Here is a 17,342-nt window from a genome sequence, read left to right as displayed (position 1 = left end):
TGGATAGAGGGTCGAGCACATCGTCCGACCCTCTATTCTGCCAGATGCCGCCGCCGGGAGCGAACCGGCGCACCCGCGCGTCGTCGGACCACCGTACCCCCGTGCCAGACTGAGCACGTGAAGCTCGAGTTCGCACCCTCCGCCCGCTCCACTGTCGGACTGGAGTGGGAGATCATGCTCGCCGATCCGCACTCGGGCGATCTGGTCGGCCGCGCGCCCGAGCTGCTCGCCGACCTCGAGGAGCAGAGCGCGAGCGAGCGGCACACGGTCACCGGCGAACTCCTCACGAACACGATCGAGGTGACGAGCGGCGTCGGCGACTCGGTCGCCCACGCCGTCGACGACATCGCCCGGGCGATCGGAGCCGTCAGATCGGCGACCGATCCGCTCGGCATCGAGCTGCTCTCCGCCGGCAGCCACCCGTTCGCGCAGTGGTTCGACCAGAAGGTCACCGACAAGACCCGGTATCACACGCTCATCGAACGCACCCAGTGGTGGGGGCGGAACATGATGATCTGGGGCATCCACGTGCACGTCGGTGTGGAGGATCACCGCAAGGTCTTCCCGATCATCAACGCCCTCACCGCCTATCTGCCGCATCTGCAGGCACTCGCGGCATCGAGTCCGTTCTGGGCCGGCGAGCGTACGGGGTACGCCTCGAACCGTGCGTTGGTGTTCCAACAGCTGCCGACCGCTGGACTCCCCTGGGCGTTGGAGGACTGGAGCCAGTTCGAGTCCTATCTCGACGACATGGTCCGCACCGGTGTGATGCACGATCCGTCGGAGGTGCGCTGGGACATCCGGCCGGCCCCGAAGTGGGGCACCATCGAGGTGCGCGCCTGCGACGGGATGTCGACGCTCCCGGAACTCGCCGCGATCGCGGCCCTCGTCCAGGTACTCGTGGAGCACTTCTCGCGCATCCTCGACGAGGGTGGGCGCCTGTCGACGCTGCCCCCGTGGTTCCACCGCGAGAACAAATGGCGCGCGGCGCGCTACGGTCTCGACGCCCGGTTGATCGTCGCGGCCGACGGCACGCAGCGTCCGGTGCGCGAGCATCTCGCCGAGACCATCGGGGAACTCGCGCCGGTCGCCGTCGATCTCGGGTGCGCACCGGAGTTCGCCAGCGTGGCGGGAATCCTCGCGGGCGGCGCGAGCTACGAACGTCAGGTCGCGGTGGCGGACGCCGCGGGAGGCGACCTCTCGGCCGTCGTGCAGCACCTCATTCGCGAGTTCCGCACGGGCCCGCGCGGTTCGACACCCGAGGGCTGAGATCAGCCGTCCGCGAGTCGGCGCGCGAGCCCTTCGTCGAGCACGACATCGGTGACGAGTTCTGCAGCGATCGCGGCGCGGAGGCTCGCGAGCTTGGGGACACCCGAGACGACGCATACCCGGCGCGGCACCCGGCGCAGGCGATCCAGGCCGGGCCCCGTCGCCCGCGCGTTCAGCCGGATGTCGCGCCACGATCCGTCGGAGCGGAAGAACACCGTCGCGACGTCGCCGATCGCGTGATCCTCGCGGAGGCTGCGGTAGTCATCGCGTCCGAGGTATCCGCCGACGTAGACGCGACTCGGCACCTCGGCCGACGGCGAGCCGAGACTGAACACGGCGATGTCCATCTTCGACTGCAGGTCGAGCACCCGGCGCGTGCTCCGCTCGCGCCACATCGCCTCGCGGGTCGCGGGGTCGTCGAAGAACGCCGGCACGGGGAACTGCTGCACTTGCGCGCCGAACGCGCTGCCGAAGCGCTGGAGGATGTCGCTGGAGTACTCGACGCCGCTGGTCTGAGTGTTCCCGGCACCGTTGAGCTGCACGAACGTGGTGTTGTGCGTCTCCTTCTGCGTGAGCTCACGGCTCACCGCGCTGATGGTCGATCCCCACGCGACGCCGATGATCATGTTCGAGTCCACGAACTGCGACAGGAGCCGACCGGCCGTGAGCGCGACGCGTTCCAGACGCTCGACCTCGCTCACGATCTCCGGCATCGGCACGACGTGCGCGGCGACGTGGTGGCGGTCGCGGATGCGCTGCTCGAGCATTCCGAGGCGTTCGAGCGGCGAGTTGATGCGGATGTCGACGAGTCCGGTTTCCCGTGCATAGCTCAGCAGCCGCGACACCGACGACCGCGACGTGCCGAGCTCGCGAGCGATGACCTCCATGGTCTTGTCCTGCATGTAGTACAGCTGCGCCGCAGTGAGCGCAGCGACCATCCGTCCGTCCCGCGCATGCGAGCTGTGATCCGCCATGACCGCCTCCTCCCCCGATCCTTGCACATATGTGCAGTGGGCTTGCGCGCGAGGCGCGACAGGGCCACGCTGGGGGCAAGCAAGGAAGAGAGTTCGGCATGATCGAATCGACACACTCATCTCCGGAGCGCGACGACGTCCGCTCCGTCCGCGAGTCGGGCCGCACCACGGTGCTGCTGATCGGCGGCGGCATCAACGGCATCTCGGCGTTCCGTGACCTCGCCCTGCAAGGCGTGGACGTGGTCCTCGTCGAGCGAGGCGACTTCGCGTCCGGTGCGTCGGCAGCGTCGAGCCACATGATCCACGGCGGCATCCGCTACCTCGAGAACGGCGAGTTCCGACTCGTCCGCGAATCGGTCGAGGAGCGCAACGGGCTGCTTCGCATCGCGCCCCACTACGTCAAGCCGCTGCAGACGACGATCCCGATCTACTCGACGTTCTCGGGCATCCTCTCCGCGCCGCTGCGTTTCCTCACGCACAAGAGCGGCAAGCCGAAGGAGCGCGGCGCGTTCCTCATCAAGGTCGGCCTCACGATTTACGACACGTTCTCCCGAGACGGCGGCAGCGTGCCCCGACACCGCTTCCTCGGGCGCAAGCGTTCGCTCGCCGAACTCCCCTCGCTCGACCCCGACATCAAGTACACGGCCACGTACTACGACGCCTCCATGCACGACCCCGAGCGTCTGGCGCTCGACGTGCTACAAGACGGCCGTGCCGCCCACCCGGGCGCACGTGCGCTCAACTACGTCGAGGCGATCGCCCGAGACGGCGAGAAGGTGGTGCTCCGCGACCGTGAGAGCGGCACCGAGTTCAGCGTCACCGCCGACGTCGTCGTGAACACCTCCGGACCGTGGACCGACCTCACGAACGATGCGCTGGGCACCGAGACCCGCTACATGGGCGGCACCAAGGGTTCGCACATCGTGCTCGACCACCCCGAGCTCCTCGCGGCGACGCGAGGGCGCGAGATCTTCTTCGAGCACTCCGACGGACGCATCGTCCTGATCTACCCGCTGAAGGGCCGCGTGCTCGTGGGCACCACCGACATCGATGCCGATCCCGCTCAGATCGCCGTGTGCACCGAGGAGGAGGTCGACTACTTCTTCGACCTCATCCACCACGTGTTCCCGAAGATCGCCGTCAAGCGGTCGCAGATCGTCTACCGCTTCTCGGGCATCCGGCCTCTGCCGCGTCACGAGGACACGGCCCCCGGCTTCGTCTCCCGCGACTACCGCATCGAGGTCGACCAGAAGGGCGCTGTGCCGCTCGTCAGCCTCGTCGGCGGCAAGTGGACGACGTTCCGCGCCCTCGGCGAGTCGCTCTCGGACGTCGTCCTGGGGCTGCTGAAGCGCACCCGCACCGTCTCGACCGCCGGGCGGGCGATCGGCGGCGGACGCGACTTCCCGCGCACCGAGAAGGCGAAGCGCATCTGGTTCGAGGAGAACCTCGACGGCGCCGGCGACCGGGCCGAGAAGCTGCTGGCCCGCTACGGCACGCGTGCCGCCGATGTCTGGGCGTACGTCTCGCAGGGTGAGGACGCGCCGCTCGCCGGTGGCCAGCTCTCGACGCGCGAGCTCGAGTGGATGGTGCGGAACGAGCTCGTGGCCCGTCTGCAGGACATCGTGCTGCGGCGTACGAGCATCGCGTTCACCGGGAACGCCGACGCCGCGGTGCTCGACGAGATCGCCGACGCGCTCGCGCCGATGCTGGACTGGGACCGCGATCGGCACGATGCTGAGATCGAACAGACCCGCCTGCTGCTGAACGAGCGGCACGGCCTCGACATCCCGTCCCGCGCGCGCGGCTGACGGGAGTGACCGTCGCCCTCCTCGCGACGCACCCCACATAAGGAGCCACGGCAGAGGGGCCGTGGCTCGCAAGAAAGGTCAAAGAAGACATGCCTGATGTCAATCTCGGTCTCTACTTCCTCTCGGAATTCGTCGGCACCGCGATGCTCATCCTCCTGGGTGGAGGTGTCGTCGCCAACGTCGCGCTCGCGAAGACCAAGGGATTCGGCGGCGGGTTCCTGATGGTGAACTGGGGATGGGGACTCGCGGTGTTCGTGGGTGTTCTCGTCTCCCAGTACTCCGGTGCGATCCTGAACCCTGCCGTCGGTATCGGACTCCTGCTGCGCGACACCATCGATCTCCCGCGCTTCCTGGTCGCGACCGGCGCTGAACTGCTCGGAGCGATTCTCGGTGCGATCCTGGTGTGGCTCGCCTACAAGCAGCACTTCGACGACGAGCCCGACCCCGCGAACAAGCTCGGCGTGTTCTCGACCGGCCCGGCCATCCGCTCGTACGGCTGGAACCTTGTCACCGAGATCATCGGCACCTTCGTGCTGGTGTTCGCGATCTTCGCCTTCGCCGACCTCGGCGACATCGAGATCGGTGTGCCCGGGGGCCTCGGACCGCTCACGGCCCTCCCCGTCGCCTTCGTCGTGATCGCCATCGGTGCGTCGCTCGGTGGCCCGACCGGTTACGCCATCAACCCCGCTCGTGACCTCGGCCCCCGTATCGCCCACGCGATCCTCCCCATCAAGGGCAAGGGTTCCAGCGACTGGGGCTACGCCTGGGTGCCGGTCGTCGGCCCGCTCATCGGTGGTGCCCTCGCCGCTCCGGCCGCGACGGTCCTGCTCGGACTCGGCGCCTGACCGCGTCCTGACAGCGAAAATTCGAAGGAGAACACACCATGGCTGATTACATCCTCGCCATCGATCAGGGAACCACCTCGAGCCGCGCGATCATCTTCGACAAGAAGGGGAGCATCATCGCGACCGGCCAGAAGGAGCACGAGCAGATCCTCCCGAAGGCCGGTTGGGTCGAGCACGACGCGACCGAGATCTGGCGCAACGTGCAGGAGGTCATCGGCCTGGCTCTGAGCCGCGCCGACCTCACCCGTCACGACATCGCCGCCGTCGGCATCACCAACCAGCGCGAGACCGCGGTGGTCTGGGACAAGACGACGGGCAAGCCGGTCTACAACGCGATCGTCTGGCAGGACACGCGGACGCAGGAGATCGTCGACCGCCTCGCGGCGGACGGCGGCGTGGACCGCTTCAAGTCGATCGTGGGCCTCCCGCTCGCGACCTACTTCTCGGGGACCAAGATCGCCTGGATCCTGGAGAACGTCGACGGAGCCCGCGAGAAGGCGGAGTCCGGCGACCTGGTGTTCGGCACGACCGACAGCTGGGTGCTCTGGAACCTTACCGGCGGCACCGAGGGCGGCGTGCACGCGACCGACGTCACCAACGCATCGCGCACGCTCTTCATGGACCTCGAGACCCTGCAGTGGCGCGACGACATCCTCGAGGTGTTCGGGGTGCCGCGTTCGATGATGCCCGAGATCCGTTCCTCGTCGGAGGTCTACGGGGCGGCCGAGAGCTCGTCGTTGCTGCGCGAGACGCCGATCGCCGGCATCCTGGGCGACCAGCAGGCGGCCACGTTCGGGCAGGCCGCTTTCCAGACCGGCGAGAGCAAGAACACCTACGGCACGGGCTGCTTCCTCATCTTCAACACGGGCGAGGAGATCGTCCACTCGAAGAACGGGCTGCTCACGACCGTCGGCTACAAGCTCGGCGATCAGCCGACGCACTACGCGCTCGAGGGCTCGATCGCCGTCACGGGGTCGCTGATCCAGTGGCTGCGCGACCAGCTCGGCATCATCTCCTCCGCCCCCGAGGTGGAGCAGCTGGCCGAGAAGGTCGACGACAACGGCGGCGTCTACATCGTGCCCGCGTTCTCAGGCCTGTTCGCTCCGTACTGGCGCTCGGACGCCCGCGGCGCGATCGTCGGTCTGACCCGCTACGCGAACAGGAACCACATCGCCCGCGCCGCTCTGGAGGCCGTCGCCTTCCAGACGCGCGACGTGCTCGATGCGGTCAACGCGGACGCGGGCGTGGACCTGTCCGAGCTGAAGGTCGACGGCGGCATGGTCGCCAACGACGCGCTCATGCAGTTCCAGGCCGACATCCTCGGTGTGCCCGTCGTGCGGCCGGTCGTGGCCGAGACGACCGCACTGGGCGCGGCGTACGCCGCAGGTCTCGCCGTCGGTTTCTGGAGCGGTCTCGACGACCTCTCCGCGAACTGGCAGGAGGACCGCCGCTGGGAGCCGTCGCTCGACGAAGCGGAGCGCGACCGACAGCTGCGTCTGTGGCGCAAGGCGGTCACGAAGTCGATGGACTGGGTCGACGAAGACGTGAAGTGATCACGATTCGCTGACAGGGGCGGATCCGGAGTGCTCTCCGGGTCCGCCCCTTCCGCGTGCGGCGGCGGATGCGCGTTCCCACTGCGCGAGGAACGCCGCGGTCACGCGGCGCGGCGCCTGTGCGTCCCACGCGGCGTACTGGATGCGGCGGGGGCCGTCGACCAACGGAATCGCGACCACCTGCGGTCCGTGCTCCCCCGCTGTCACCGGATCGACGAGAGCCACGGCGAGTCCCTGAGCCACGAGGCCGAGCAGCAGCTCGGCGGTACCCACCTCGAACGCGACGTCGCGATCGAGGCCCGCGGCCGCGAAAGCGGTGTCGCCCTGCACGCGGCCGGAGCTGCCCGCAGGGAAATCCGCGAACGTCTCGTCGGCGAGGTCGGCGAGACGGACCCGTCGGCGACCGGCCAACCGATGATGGCGCGACACCGCGACGACGTGGCGATCGACAGCGAGCTGCTCCAGCGCGAGCCCTCGGGGCTCGTCGCCGGATCGAACACCCAGGAACGCAAGGTCGACGGTCCCCCGGCGCACCTCGTCCGCCAGATAGTCGCTGTTGCCCATGAGGAGTTCGATCCGCACCCGCGGATGCGCTCGTCGGTACCTCGCGAGCAGCTCCGGAACGCGCACGGCCGTCACGGTCGGGATCACGCCCAGACGCAGGGTGCCCGAGAGTTCCTCGACCGGCTCGACGACGGCCTCCCGCGCCCGATCCGCCGCCGACACCGCCGCGCGGGCGTGCTCGAGGAACGACGCTCCCGCCTCGGAGAGCCGCACGGAACGGCTCGACCGGACGAACAGCCGGTGCCCGAGTTCGCGTTCGAGGGCGGCGATCTGGTGGCTGAGCGCGGACTGGGTGACGAAGCACCGCTCGGCTGCGCGGGTGAAGCTCTCCTCCGCCGCGACCTCGACGACATAGCGCAGTTGTTGCAGGTCCATCCGTTCATGATCTCTGTTCATAGAGAGGGTGACAACTCTGCGTTGGACTCATGTGGCGCACAGGAACAGGCTGAAGCCATGAACCGCGGGTCCACGCTCCTCCTCACCGCTCTCGCCCCCGCCGCCTGGGGCACCACCTACCTCGTCACCACCGAGTTGCTGCCGCCGGGGCATCCGCTCTTCGCCGCGCTGATGCGATCGCTCCCCGCCGGCCTGATCGCCCTTGCGCTCACGCGGCGTCTGCCTCGCGGCGCGTGGTGGGGGAAGGCCCTCGTGCTCGGTTCCCTGAACATCGGGGTGTTCTTCGCCCTTCTGTTCATCGCCGCCGAGCGGTTGCCGGGTGGCGTCGCGGCCGCCGTGGCCGGTGCGCAGCCGCTGATCGTGTTGGGCCTCGGGACGCTCGTGCTGCGTGAGCGCATCCGGCCGCTCGGCGCGACTGCGGCGGCGGCAGGCACGCTCGGCGTCGCTCTCATCGTGCTCGGGCCGGACGCACGACTCGACGGGTGGGGCGTCCTGGCGGCGGTCGGCGGGGTCGCCGCGACCGGCCTGGGAATGGTGCTGACCAAGCGGTGGGGGCGTCCGACGGATGTCGGACCCGTCGCCTATGCGGGATGGCAGCTCACGGCCGGCGGTCTGGTGCTGCTGCTGCCGACCGTCGTCTTCGAGGGCACGCCGGAGACGATCGACGGCGCGGCGCTCCTCGGATACGCCTGGTTGGCGAGTGCAGGAGGACTCGTCGCCTACACGCTCTGGTTCCGGGGCGTGCAGGTGCTGCCGGTGCTCGCCCCCGGATTGCTCGCGCTGCTCTCGCCGGTCGTGGCCACCGTGCTCGGCGTGGCCGTCGCGGGCGAGTCCTTCAGCGCGACTCAGGGGGTCGGCGTCGCCATCGTCCTCACTGCGCTGATCGTCGGGCAGTTGCTCGCGCGCCCGAACCGCGTCAGTTCTTCCCGAACAGCTTCTGGATCTCGGCGAGGTCGGCCTCGCTCGGAGCCTGCGCTCCGCCCAGTCCGAAGCCCGAACCCGTCCCGGGGGCCGCGGCCGTGAGGCCCGCGTTCTCCGCCGCACGCTTCGCAGGGTTCCCCGAGCGCGACCGGGCACCGGACGACTTGCCCTTCTTGCCGCGCTTCGTCGACGCTCCCGGACGCCCCATGCCCGGAACCGGTCCCATACCGGGGATGTTCGGGGTGCCCCCGCGCGCGACCGTCTTCATCATCTTCGCGGCCTGCTCGAAGCGCGCGACGAGCTGGTTCACGTCGGTCACGGTCATACCCGAACCCCGCGCGATGCGCAGACGGCGCGAGCCGTTGAGAACCTTGGGGTTGCGACGCTCGCCCGGCGTCATCGATCGGATGATCGCCTCGGTGCGGTCGATCTCGCGCTCGTCGAAGTCCTCGAGCTGCTGCTTCATCTGGCCCATGCCGGGCAGCATGCCCAGCATCTTCTTCATCGAGCCCATCTTCTTCATCTGCTGAAGCTGCTCGAGGAAGTCTTCGAGGGTGAACTGCTCGGTCGCGATCTTCTCGGCGACCTTCATCGCCTCTTCCTCGTCGAAGGCCTGCTGAGCCTGTTCGATGAGGGTCAGGATGTCGCCGAGGTCGAGGATGCGGCTCGCCATGCGGTCGGGGTGGAACGGCTCGAGGTCTTCGAGACGCTCGCCCGTGGAGGCGAAGATGATGGGGCGGCCGGTGACCGAGGCGACCGAGAGGGCCGCACCACCGCGCGCGTCGCCGTCGAGCTTCGACAGGACGACGCCGGTGAAGTCGACGCCCTCCTGGAAGGCCTTCGCGGTGTTGACCGCATCCTGACCGATCATCGCGTCGATGACGAACAGCACCTCGTCGGGCTGCACCGCCTTGCGGATGTCGGCGGCCTGCTTCATGAGCTCGGCATCGACGCCGAGCCGACCGGCGGTGTCGATGATCACGACGTCGTGCTGCTGGCGTCGTGCGTGCTCGACGCCGTCGCGGGAGACCTTGACGGGGTCGCCGACGCCGTTGCCGGGTTCCGGAGCGAAGATCGTCGCCCCGGCCTGCTCGGCCACCACCTGCAGCTGGTTCACGGCGTTGGGGCGCTGCAGGTCGGCCGCGACGAGCAGCGGCGTGTGTCCGTCGTTCTCGAGCTGCCGCGCCAGCTTTCCGGCGAAGGTGGTCTTTCCGGAGCCCTGCAGGCCGGCGAGCATGATGACGGTGGGTGCAGTCTTGGCGAACTGCAGTCGACGCTGCTCCCCACCGAGGATCTGGACGAGCTCCTCGTTGACGATCTGCACGACCTGCTGCGCGGGGTTGAGGGCCTTGTTGACCTCGTCGCCGAGGGCGCGCTCGCGCACCTTGGCGGTGAAGTCCTTGACGACCGTCAGCGCCACGTCGGCGTCGAGCAGCGCGCGTCGGATCTCTCGGACGGTGCCGTCGACGTCGCTGGCGGTGAGCTTTCCCTTCGTGCGCAGATTGCGGAAGGTCTCGGTGAGCCGATCGGAGAGCGTGCCAAAGGTAGCCATGGTGCTCCGATTCTACGCGAGGACGGCGTCCTCGTCCGCCGCTCGCCAGGGCAGATCGTGGACGACGGCGAAGGCGTCGGAGAGCACCGTGCGGGGAGAACCGCGTCCGGCGCCCTGCTCGGCCCAGACACGCAAGGCCGTGAGCACCGCGGTGGCGTAGGCCGCACCGACGATGTCGGCGCGCACGACGTCGACACCGGAGTTCCGCGCCGTCGCCGCGACGGCGGCCGACAGTCGGGCGAGCCGCAGCCCCGTCTCGCGTTCCAGCTCGTCCTCCACCCCCATCGCGGCGGAGTTGCGCAGCGCGAGCGCGAGCGGGTCGGGTTCGAAGCCGTCGACGACACCGAGAAGGATCCTCTGCACCGCTCCGCCCACGTCGTCGGTCCGGACGCCCGCCAGAGCGTCGACGGCGTCTGCGATGCGGGCGTCGATCCCCGACCACAGCACATCGCTCTTCGACGAGAAGTAGTTGAAGAAGCTGGATCGGCTCACTCCGGCGCGCTGGGTGATGTCGGCGACGGAGGTCGCCGCGTAGCCGCGCTCCAGGAACAGCTCGCACGCGGCCTCGGCGAGCGTTTCGCGCGACGAGGCGCGAGGTCGTCCTGCTCGGCCGGGGGTGGTCATCCCTTCACGGTACCGCGCCGGGCCGGTGCGCCGAAACGCACGACGCAGGCGTATTGTTGGACGCGTTCCAGAAATATGCCCGAGGAGGACGGATGCTCGACATCATCACGGCGGGACTCTCCCCCGAGCTCGTACCGTACGCGGACGGATGGGCCCTGCAGCGTCGGCTGCACGCGGATATCGTCGACGGCACACGCCCCGACACCCTCGTCCTCCTCGAGCACGAGGCCGTCTACACCGCCGGGAAACGCACCGAAGCGCACGAGCGACCGACCGATGGCACGCCGGTGGTCGACGTCGACCGCGGCGGCAAGATCACCTGGCACGGCCCGGGTCAGCTCGTGGGCTATCCGATCGTGCGCCTTCCCGAACCCATGGACGTGGTCGCACACGTGCGGCGGCTCGAACGACTCCTCATCGATGTGCTGCGGCCGTGGGGCGTCGAGGGCTACCAGGTCGACGGACGCAGTGGTGTCTGGGTGCGGCGGCCCCTCTCCGAAGACAAGGTCGCCGCCATCGGCGTACGCGTGCAGCAGGGCGTCACCATGCACGGGTTCGCTGTGAACTGCAACAACTCGCTCGCCGGATTCCGGGGCATCATCCCGTGCGGGATCACGGATGCCGGCGTCACGACCGTCAGCGAGATCGTCGGCGCCGACGTCTCGCCCCGCGCCATCTCCGCTTCGATCATCGAGGCGTTCACCACCGAATACGCAGGAGTCACCGCATGACCGCCGCTCCCGAAGGGCGCAAGCTCCTCCGCCTCGAAGTACGCAACGCCGAGACGCCGATCGAGCGCAAGCCGGAATGGATCCGCACCAAGGCCAAGATGGGACCGGAGTACACGGCCCTGCAATCGCTGGTGAAGAGCGAGGACCTGCACACCGTGTGCCAGGAGGCAGGGTGCCCGAACATCTTCGAGTGCTGGGAGGACCGCGAGGCGACGTTCCTCATCGGCGGCTCCCAGTGCACACGGCGGTGCGACTTCTGTCAGATCGACACGGGCAAGCCCGCCGACTACGACACCGACGAGCCGCGCCGGGTCGCCGAGAGCGTGCGCCGCATGCAGCTGCGCTACGCGACCGTGACCAGCGTCGCGCGTGACGACCTCCCCGACACCGGCGCCTGGCTCAACGCCGAGACGGTGCGCAAGATCCACGAGTACAACCCGAACACGGGCGTCGAGCTGCTCGCCAACGAGCACAACGCCGACCCCGCATTCCTCAGGCAGATCTTCGACGCGCGCCCCGAGGTGTTCGCGCACAACGTCGAGACCGTACCCCGCATCTTCAAGCGCATCCGTCCGGCCTTCCGCTACGAGCGCTCGCTCGACGTGATCACGCAGGGACGGGATGCCGGTCTGATCACGAAGTCGAATCTGATCCTCGGCATGGGCGAGGAGCCGGAGGAGGTCGTGCAGGCACTGAACGACCTGCACGAGGCCGGCTGCGACATCATCACGATCACGCAGTACCTGCGCCCCTCGCCGCGACACCTCCCGGTTGCCCGATGGGTGAAGCCCGCCGAGTTCGTCGAGTTCAAGGAGGAAGCCGAGCGGATCGGGTTCCTCGGCGTGCTCGCCGGGCCGCTGGTGCGATCCTCGTACCGCGCGGGACGCCTCTGGGCGCAGTCGATGGCGTCGAAGGGACGGGAGATCCCCGCGCATCTCGCGCACATCGCCGAGAGCGCCGACCTAGGGTTCGCGCAGGCCGTGTGAACCGTCTCGGAGACGGCAGCGGCGTCAGTCCGAACTCATGACCGACTGGACGCTGCCGTCGGAACCGAGGTTCACCAGCAGCACGTCGTCGGTCGTGCCCGCGTCGAGGGCGTACTCCAGCACCGCGAACGGCTCGGAGCCGCCGTGCTCGTCGGCGAGGATCGTCATGCTCATGAGGCGCAGCGAGCGGATGATGTCGACCGCGGCGTCGCCGGACACATCGACCAGCACGTCGGGCAGCTCGTCGCCATAGGCCTCCTGCTGCTGCAGGATGTACTCGGTGACCTCGCTCGTGCGGTCGTCGACCTCCGCCAGCATGCCGCGTCGGGCCGTGCCGTCGACCGTCTCGAGTCCGGCGATCAGCGAGGCGGCGATGTCGAGGGCTTCGGCCGACACGTCGTCCTGGTCGGGAGCGGTCAGGTCGACGGTGACGCTCTGGTCGCCGAGCTCGACCGTCTCCGACCAGAAGATCGAGCCGTCCGGCCCGGAGGACAGGAGCCCGAAGTAGTCGTGTTCGATCGCCATAACGCTATGAAACCAGCCTCGTGCTCGTGACGGTAGCCCCGTGTCAGCCGACCAGCGACTGCACGAAGACGTGGGGGGTGAATCCGGTGAGATCGTCGATGCCCTCGCCCTGACCCAGCAGCTTGACCGGGATGCCGGTGCGTTCCTGCACCGCGAGCACGAACCCGCCCTTGGCGGACCCGTCGAGCTTCGTGAGCACGAGTCCGGTGACCCCGGCGTGCTCGAGGAAGGCCTCGGCCTGCATGACCCCGTTCTGGCCGGTCGTGGCATCGAGCACCAGAAGCACCTCGCTGATCGGCGCCTGCTTCTCGACGACGCGGCGGATCTTGCCGAGCTCGTCCATGAGCCCGCCCTTGGTGTGCAGGCGTCCGGCGGTGTCGATGATCGCGATCTCGATGCCCTCGCGCTTGGCGTACTCGATGGTCTGGAACGCGACGGAGGCCGGGTCCTGACCCTCGTGCTGCGGGCGCACGATCGCCGCCCCGCCGCGCTGGGCCCAGGTCGCGAGCTGGTCGACCGCCGCAGCGCGGAACGTGTCGGCCGCGCCGACCACCACGCTGCGCTCGAAGCCGCGGAGGAATTTGGTGAACTTGCCGATGGTGGTGGTCTTGCCGACCCCGTTCACCCCGACGACGAGAACCACCGCGGGGCGCTCGGTGAGTTTCAGCGTCGTGTCGAACTTCGCGAAGTGCTCCTCCAGCGTCTCGCGGAGCATCCGCTGCAGGTCTTTCGGATCGGTGGTGCGATAGCGCTCCACCTTCGCCCGGAGCTCGTCGACGACGCGCTCGGTGATGTCCGGCCCGAAGTCGGCCGTGAGCAGCGCCGTCTCGAGGTCTTCCCAGGTCGTCTCATCGATGGTGGGCTTGACGAACATGCCGCGCAGCGCGCGACCGAGGGACCAGGACTTCTCCGCCATCCCCCCAGCCTACGGGTCCGAACGCGGATGATCGGCGCGCACGCCGGGTCAGACCGCGGCGGCGGCCCGATCGCCCACCCGCTGGCCGACCACGGCCGAGACGCCGTCCTGTCGCATCGAGACGCCGTAGAGCGCGTCCGCGATCTCCATCGTGCGTTTCTGGTGCGTGATCACCAGCAGCTGCGAACTCTCGCGCAGCTGCTCGAACACCGTCAGGAGGCGGCCGAGGTTGGCGTCGTCGAGCGCCGCCTCGACCTCGTCGAGAATGTAGAACGGGCTGGGGCGGGCCTTGAAGATGGCGACGAGCAGCGCCACGGCTGCGAGCGAGCGCTCCCCACCCGACAGGAGCGAGAGTCGCTCGATCTTCTTGCCGACCGGGCGCACCGAGACCTCGATGCCCGTCGTGAGCATGTTCTCGGGGTCGGTGAGCGAGATGCTGCCCGAACCGCCGGGGAACAGCAGCGGGAAGACCTCACCGAACGCAGCCTCCGTATCGGCGAAGGCGCTCGCGAAGATGGTCTGCATCCTCTCGTCGAGGTCGGCGATGATCGTCATCAGATCCTGACGGGTCTGGGTGAGATCGGCGAGCTGCTCGGTGAGGAACTTGTGCCGCTGCTCCAGGGCCGCGAACTCCTCGAGAGCGAGCGGATTGACGCGGCCGAGTTGAGCGAGCTTTCGCTCGGCGTCGGCGAGACGCCGCTGTTGCATGCGACGGTCGAAGGGGATCGTCGCCTCGGCATCGGTCTCGTGCTCCCCCGCGATGCTGGACGCGTCGCGCGGCACTGCCTGATCGGGACCGTACTCCGCCACGAGGATGTCCTCGTCAAGAGAGAGCTCCGATGCCACGCGCTCCAGCAGGCTCGTGAGATGCAGCTTCTTCTCGTGGATCTGCAACTCGAGACCGTGCACGCTCTCGGTCAAGCCGGCCAGACGCTCCCGGAGCGACGACTCCTGCGCGCGCAGCGCAGTGAGCTCCTGATTCTGCGCCGCTCGAGCGGTCTCGGCCTCGGCGAGGGCGACCCGCGCCTCGGTCACCGACCGGTCGAGGGAATCGAGCACGCGGGGAAGCTCATCGGCGACCGCGGCGGCCGCCTCCCGCTGCGCACGACGGATGACGGCGCGACGAGCAGCCTCCGCGGCCGCCTCTCGCTCCTGCTCCCGCTGGCGTTCGAGCGCCGTGACCCGCGACTGGGCGGCGCGCACACGCTCCCGCAGGGTCTCGATCTCCAGACGCGCGCGGACCTCGCCTTCGCGCGCCGCTTCCAGCGCTTCCAGCAGCCCGTCTCGCGCCGATGCGTCGAGCACCGGGCGCGGGGCGGCGACCGCGTCGTCGAGCGCCTTCTTGGTCGACTCCGCCTTCGCCTCGGCATCCGAGACGGCGGATTGCGCCTGCGCCAGCCCCGCCTCCAGGCGTTCGCACTCCGCGACCGCCGCCTCGTGGCGCACGGTGATGCGGTTGACCTGCTCGGCGTGGCTCGCGAGCGCCGCGTCGAGTTCGCGCAGGGCGCGCAGAGCATCCTTCGACTGGCGACGCGTGTTCTCGACCGCGTCGTCGGCGTCGACCCGTGCTTCGCGCAGGGAATCGACGATCACCCGGACCTCGGCGAGGCGCTCGGTCGCGGCATCGCGCTCGGCCGCGAGTTCGAGGCGCGACCGCTCCCCCGACGATCCGGTGCGAACAGTGTGGGCGGTCACGACGTCGCCGGCGGCGGTGACCAGCGTCGTCGTCTCGTCGCCGAGCAAGTCCAGGGCCTCGCGTGCGTTCCGCGCCGCGGCGAGATCGTCGGCGATGAGCACGTGCGAGAGGATGCCGAGCACCCCATCCGGCGCCTCGACCGCCGTCACCGCCGGGGTCACCCCATCGAACGCGGGCAGCTCGACCGCCGGACGCGTTCCCTCCGCCGCGACGATGTCGACCACGCCATGCCCCTGCTCGGCACTCGCGGCGGCGAGCTCGAACGCGTCGGCGCGAGACTCCACGAGCACGCCCTCGGCCAGGGGGCCGAGCACCGCCGCGATCGCCGCTTCGAACCCGGGCTTCACCTGCACCGCGTCTCCCACCAGCCCGCGGATCCCCGCACCGCCCGCGCGCACGATCTCCGCCGACCCGCCGGACAGGGCCAGAGCGCTGCCGAGGGCCGACGCCTTAGCGGTGAGCGCGTCCACCTCGCGCTCGGCGGCGTGCAGCCGCTCCCGCAGGGTCTCGCGCTCGGTCTCGGCGGCGGTCGCCGCGCGCTGCGCGCTCTCATAGGCGGCGGCGTACTCGGCGGCGGACCCCTGGGGCGCCTCGGCCTCGTCGATCGATTCGAGGGCCTGCGCCGCCTCGCGCCGACGTTCATTCGCCGCCTCGAGCGCGTTCTCCTGTCGCAGCACCGCTCCGCGCACGGCGGCGAGAGCGGACGCCGCCGCGTCCGCCGAGCCGCGCAGGGCCGAGAGCCGCATGTCGTACTCCGACACGAGAGCGCTCTGCTCCGCGATGTCGACGTCGAGCGTGTCGAGTTCGGCGCGGGCGTGCACGACCTCGCGGCTCGCGACCGACGCCGCGTCCTGCGCATCCCCGAGACCCTCGGAGATCGCGGTGATCTCGTCCTTCGCCTCGTCGATCGTCGACTGCGTCACGGTGATGGCGGTGACCGCGGCGTCGTCGTCCTCTGATCCGAGGAGCGCGAGGCGCTGGTTCGCGAGGGTGTACAGCCCGCGCATCCGCTCCTGCACCTGTTCGAGGCCGAAGGCGACGCTGCGCGCCTGATCGACGGCCACGGAGTTCTGATCCTGCTCCAGACGCGCGATGCCCGCACGCACCGTCTCGACCTGGTCGGTGAGGACGAGGCGCTCGGTGTGCCGCTCGTTCTCGGTGCGGGTATGGTCGGCTAGCGCCGTGCGAAGGGCGACGACGTCGTCGGCGAACAGGCGCGCCTTCGCGTCGCGCACGACCGCCGCGATCGTCTGCGCTTCCCTGGCGATCTCCGCCTGACGTCCGAGCGGCTTCAGCTGGCGACGGATCTCACCGGCCAGGTCGCTCAGACGCGTGAGGTTCGTCTCCATCGCGTCGAGCTTGCGCACCGTCTTCTCCTTGCGGCGACGGTGCTTGAGAATGCCTGCGGCCTCCTCGATGAAACCCCGGCGATCCTCTGGAGAGGCCTGCAGCACGGTGTCGAGTCGCCCCTGACCGACGATCACGTGCATCTCGCGGCCGAGACCCGAGTCGCTCAGCAGCTCCTGCACGTCGAGGAGTCGGCAGCCTTCTCCGTTGATCGCGTACTCGCTCGAGCCGTTGCGGAACAGCGTGCGACTGATCGTCACCTCGGCGTACTCGATGGGCAGCGCACCGTCGGCGTTGTCGATCGTGAGCTGCACCTCGGCACGGCCGAGAGGACCGCGCGTCGACGTACCGGCGAAGATGACGTCCTCCATCTTCCCGCCACGGAGGGTCTTCGCCCCCTGCTCCCCCATCACCCAGGCGAGGGCGTCGACGACGTTCGACTTGCCCGATCCGTTCGGGCCGACGATGCACGTCACCCCGGGCTCGAAGACGAAGCTCGTGGGCTGCGCGAACGACTTGAAGCCTTTCAGCGTCAGGCTCTTCAGATGCATCGGGGCACCGATCGTTCGGGGGGAATCACGCCCACACGTTACCGGAATCCTGCGGAAAAGCCCGGAGCGCACGCGGTCCGGGAG

The 17,342-nt window shown here is 69.2% G+C and carries 14 protein-coding genes; 7 read left to right on the top strand and 7 right to left on the bottom strand.

The genetic code is table 11. The annotated features are described in order from the left end of the window. The first annotated feature begins 117 nt into the window (after nt 1-117). A complete protein-coding gene (locus RWS82_RS04155) occupies nt 118-1,269 on the top strand; it encodes a glutamate--cysteine ligase (RefSeq protein ID WP_314647234.1) in 1,152 nt (383 codons plus the stop codon). 2 nt (nt 1,270-1,271) lie between these two features. On the opposite strand, the gene RWS82_RS04150 is transcribed toward RWS82_RS04155, so the two are convergent. After that, nucleotides 1,272-2,243, bottom strand: a complete 972-nt coding sequence (locus tag RWS82_RS04150) for a sugar-binding domain-containing protein (protein WP_314647233.1) — start codon at nt 2,241-2,243, stop codon at nt 1,272-1,274. A 98-nt stretch (nt 2,244-2,341) separates the two neighbouring features. Between RWS82_RS04150 and RWS82_RS04145 the strand changes: the two genes are divergently transcribed. The 3 genes from RWS82_RS04145 to glpK all read left to right on the top strand — a co-directional run bounded on the left by RWS82_RS04145 (nt 2,342) and on the right by glpK (nt 6,449). Further along, nucleotides 2,342-4,051: a glycerol-3-phosphate dehydrogenase/oxidase gene (locus tag RWS82_RS04145; protein WP_314647231.1), complete on the top strand. Its 1,710-nt coding sequence runs from the start codon at nt 2,342-2,344 to the stop codon at nt 4,049-4,051. Nucleotides 4,052-4,140: 89 nt separating this feature from the next. Next, nucleotides 4,141-4,896 carry an MIP/aquaporin family protein gene (locus RWS82_RS04140; RefSeq protein WP_314647230.1) on the top strand — a complete coding sequence of 252 codons (756 nt, stop codon included), beginning with the start codon at nt 4,141-4,143 and terminating at the stop codon, nt 4,894-4,896. A 38-nt stretch (nt 4,897-4,934) separates the two neighbouring features. Beyond that, on the top strand, nt 4,935-6,449 hold the full coding sequence (gene glpK / locus RWS82_RS04135; protein ID WP_314647229.1) for a glycerol kinase GlpK: 1,515 nt from the start codon (nt 4,935-4,937) through the stop codon (nt 6,447-6,449). On the opposite strand, the gene RWS82_RS04130 is transcribed toward glpK, so the two are convergent. Beyond that, entirely contained in the window at nt 6,450-7,388 is a 939-nt protein-coding gene (locus RWS82_RS04130) for a LysR substrate-binding domain-containing protein (protein ID WP_314647227.1), read from the bottom strand. It lies immediately after the preceding gene. A 78-nt stretch (nt 7,389-7,466) separates the two neighbouring features. On the opposite strand from RWS82_RS04130, the gene RWS82_RS04125 reads away from it, so the two are divergent. Beyond that, entirely contained in the window at nt 7,467-8,432 is a 966-nt protein-coding gene (locus RWS82_RS04125) for an EamA family transporter (protein WP_314647225.1), read from the top strand. On the opposite strand, the gene ffh is transcribed toward RWS82_RS04125, so the two are convergent. Together ffh and RWS82_RS04115 are read right to left on the bottom strand one after the other, a co-directional pair. Continuing rightward, nucleotides 8,326-9,882, bottom strand: coding sequence for a signal recognition particle protein (gene ffh, locus RWS82_RS04120; protein ID WP_314647224.1), 1,557 nt, complete (start codon nt 9,880-9,882; stop codon nt 8,326-8,328). The genes RWS82_RS04125 and ffh overlap by 107 nt on opposite strands. Nucleotides 9,883-9,894: 12 nt before the next feature. Continuing rightward, nucleotides 9,895-10,506: a TetR/AcrR family transcriptional regulator gene (locus RWS82_RS04115; RefSeq protein ID WP_314647223.1), complete on the bottom strand. Its 612-nt coding sequence runs from the start codon at nt 10,504-10,506 to the stop codon at nt 9,895-9,897. Nucleotides 10,507-10,598: 92 nt separating this feature from the next. Here RWS82_RS04115 and lipB point away from each other — a divergent pair, with 92 nt between their 5' ends. Then, entirely contained in the window at nt 10,599-11,237 is a 639-nt protein-coding gene (lipB, locus tag RWS82_RS04110; RefSeq protein ID WP_314647221.1) for a lipoyl(octanoyl) transferase LipB, read from the top strand. Next, a complete protein-coding gene (gene lipA, locus RWS82_RS04105) occupies nt 11,234-12,223 on the top strand; it encodes a lipoyl synthase (RefSeq protein ID WP_314647219.1) in 990 nt (329 codons plus the stop codon). Before lipB ends, lipA begins: the two co-directional genes overlap by 4 nt. Before the next feature lie 24 nt (nt 12,224-12,247). Here the strand turns inward: lipA and RWS82_RS04100 are convergent, their stop codons facing one another. From RWS82_RS04100 to smc, 3 genes are read right to left on the bottom strand one after another with little or no spacing between them, the layout of a single operon-like run. Continuing rightward, entirely contained in the window at nt 12,248-12,748 is a 501-nt protein-coding gene (locus RWS82_RS04100) for a DUF2004 domain-containing protein (RefSeq protein WP_314647216.1), read from the bottom strand. Nucleotides 12,749-12,791: 43 nt separating this feature from the next. Then, on the bottom strand, nt 12,792-13,664 hold the full coding sequence (gene ftsY / locus RWS82_RS04095) for a signal recognition particle-docking protein FtsY (RefSeq protein ID WP_314647215.1): 873 nt from the start codon (nt 13,662-13,664) through the stop codon (nt 12,792-12,794). 48 nt (nt 13,665-13,712) lie between these two features. Beyond that, nucleotides 13,713-17,258 (bottom strand): chromosome segregation protein SMC, encoded by a 3,546-nt coding sequence (smc, locus tag RWS82_RS04090; protein ID WP_314647214.1) that lies wholly within the window; start codon nt 17,256-17,258, stop codon nt 13,713-13,715. Between the last annotated feature and the right edge of the window lie 84 nt (nt 17,259-17,342).

The sequence above is a fragment of the uncultured Microbacterium sp. genome (genome assembly GCF_963528945.1).
In the GTDB taxonomy this organism is placed as follows: Bacteria; Actinomycetota; Actinomycetes; order Actinomycetales; family Microbacteriaceae; genus Microbacterium.
This window is presented reverse-complemented; position numbering and strand designations above follow the sequence as displayed.

What these genes read in the sequence shown, in the direction of transcription:
- RWS82_RS04150 (WP_314647233.1), bottom strand. Translation starts at nt 2,243, where the DNA reads ATGGCGGATCACAGCTCGCATGCGCGGGACGGACGGATGGTCGCTGCG.
- RWS82_RS04145 (WP_314647231.1), top strand. Translation starts at nt 2,342, where the DNA reads ATGATCGAATCGACACACTCATCTCCGGAGCGCGACGACGTCCGCTCC.
- RWS82_RS04140 (WP_314647230.1), top strand. Translation starts at nt 4,141, where the DNA reads ATGCCTGATGTCAATCTCGGTCTCTACTTCCTCTCGGAATTCGTCGGC.
- glpK (WP_314647229.1), top strand. Translation starts at nt 4,935, where the DNA reads ATGGCTGATTACATCCTCGCCATCGATCAGGGAACCACCTCGAGCCGC.
- RWS82_RS04130 (WP_314647227.1), bottom strand. Translation starts at nt 7,388, where the DNA reads ATGGACCTGCAACAACTGCGCTATGTCGTCGAGGTCGCGGCGGAGGAG.
- RWS82_RS04125 (WP_314647225.1), top strand. Translation starts at nt 7,467, where the DNA reads ATGAACCGCGGGTCCACGCTCCTCCTCACCGCTCTCGCCCCCGCCGCC.
- ffh (WP_314647224.1), bottom strand. Translation starts at nt 9,882, where the DNA reads ATGGCTACCTTTGGCACGCTCTCCGATCGGCTCACCGAGACCTTCCGC.
- RWS82_RS04115 (WP_314647223.1), bottom strand. Translation starts at nt 10,506, where the DNA reads ATGACCACCCCCGGCCGAGCAGGACGACCTCGCGCCTCGTCGCGCGAA.
- lipB (WP_314647221.1), top strand. Translation starts at nt 10,599, where the DNA reads ATGCTCGACATCATCACGGCGGGACTCTCCCCCGAGCTCGTACCGTAC.
- lipA (WP_314647219.1), top strand. Translation starts at nt 11,234, where the DNA reads ATGACCGCCGCTCCCGAAGGGCGCAAGCTCCTCCGCCTCGAAGTACGC.
- RWS82_RS04100 (WP_314647216.1), bottom strand. Translation starts at nt 12,748, where the DNA reads ATGGCGATCGAACACGACTACTTCGGGCTCCTGTCCTCCGGGCCGGAC.
- ftsY (WP_314647215.1), bottom strand. Translation starts at nt 13,664, where the DNA reads ATGGCGGAGAAGTCCTGGTCCCTCGGTCGCGCGCTGCGCGGCATGTTC.
- smc (WP_314647214.1), bottom strand. Translation starts at nt 17,258, where the DNA reads ATGCATCTGAAGAGCCTGACGCTGAAAGGCTTCAAGTCGTTCGCGCAG.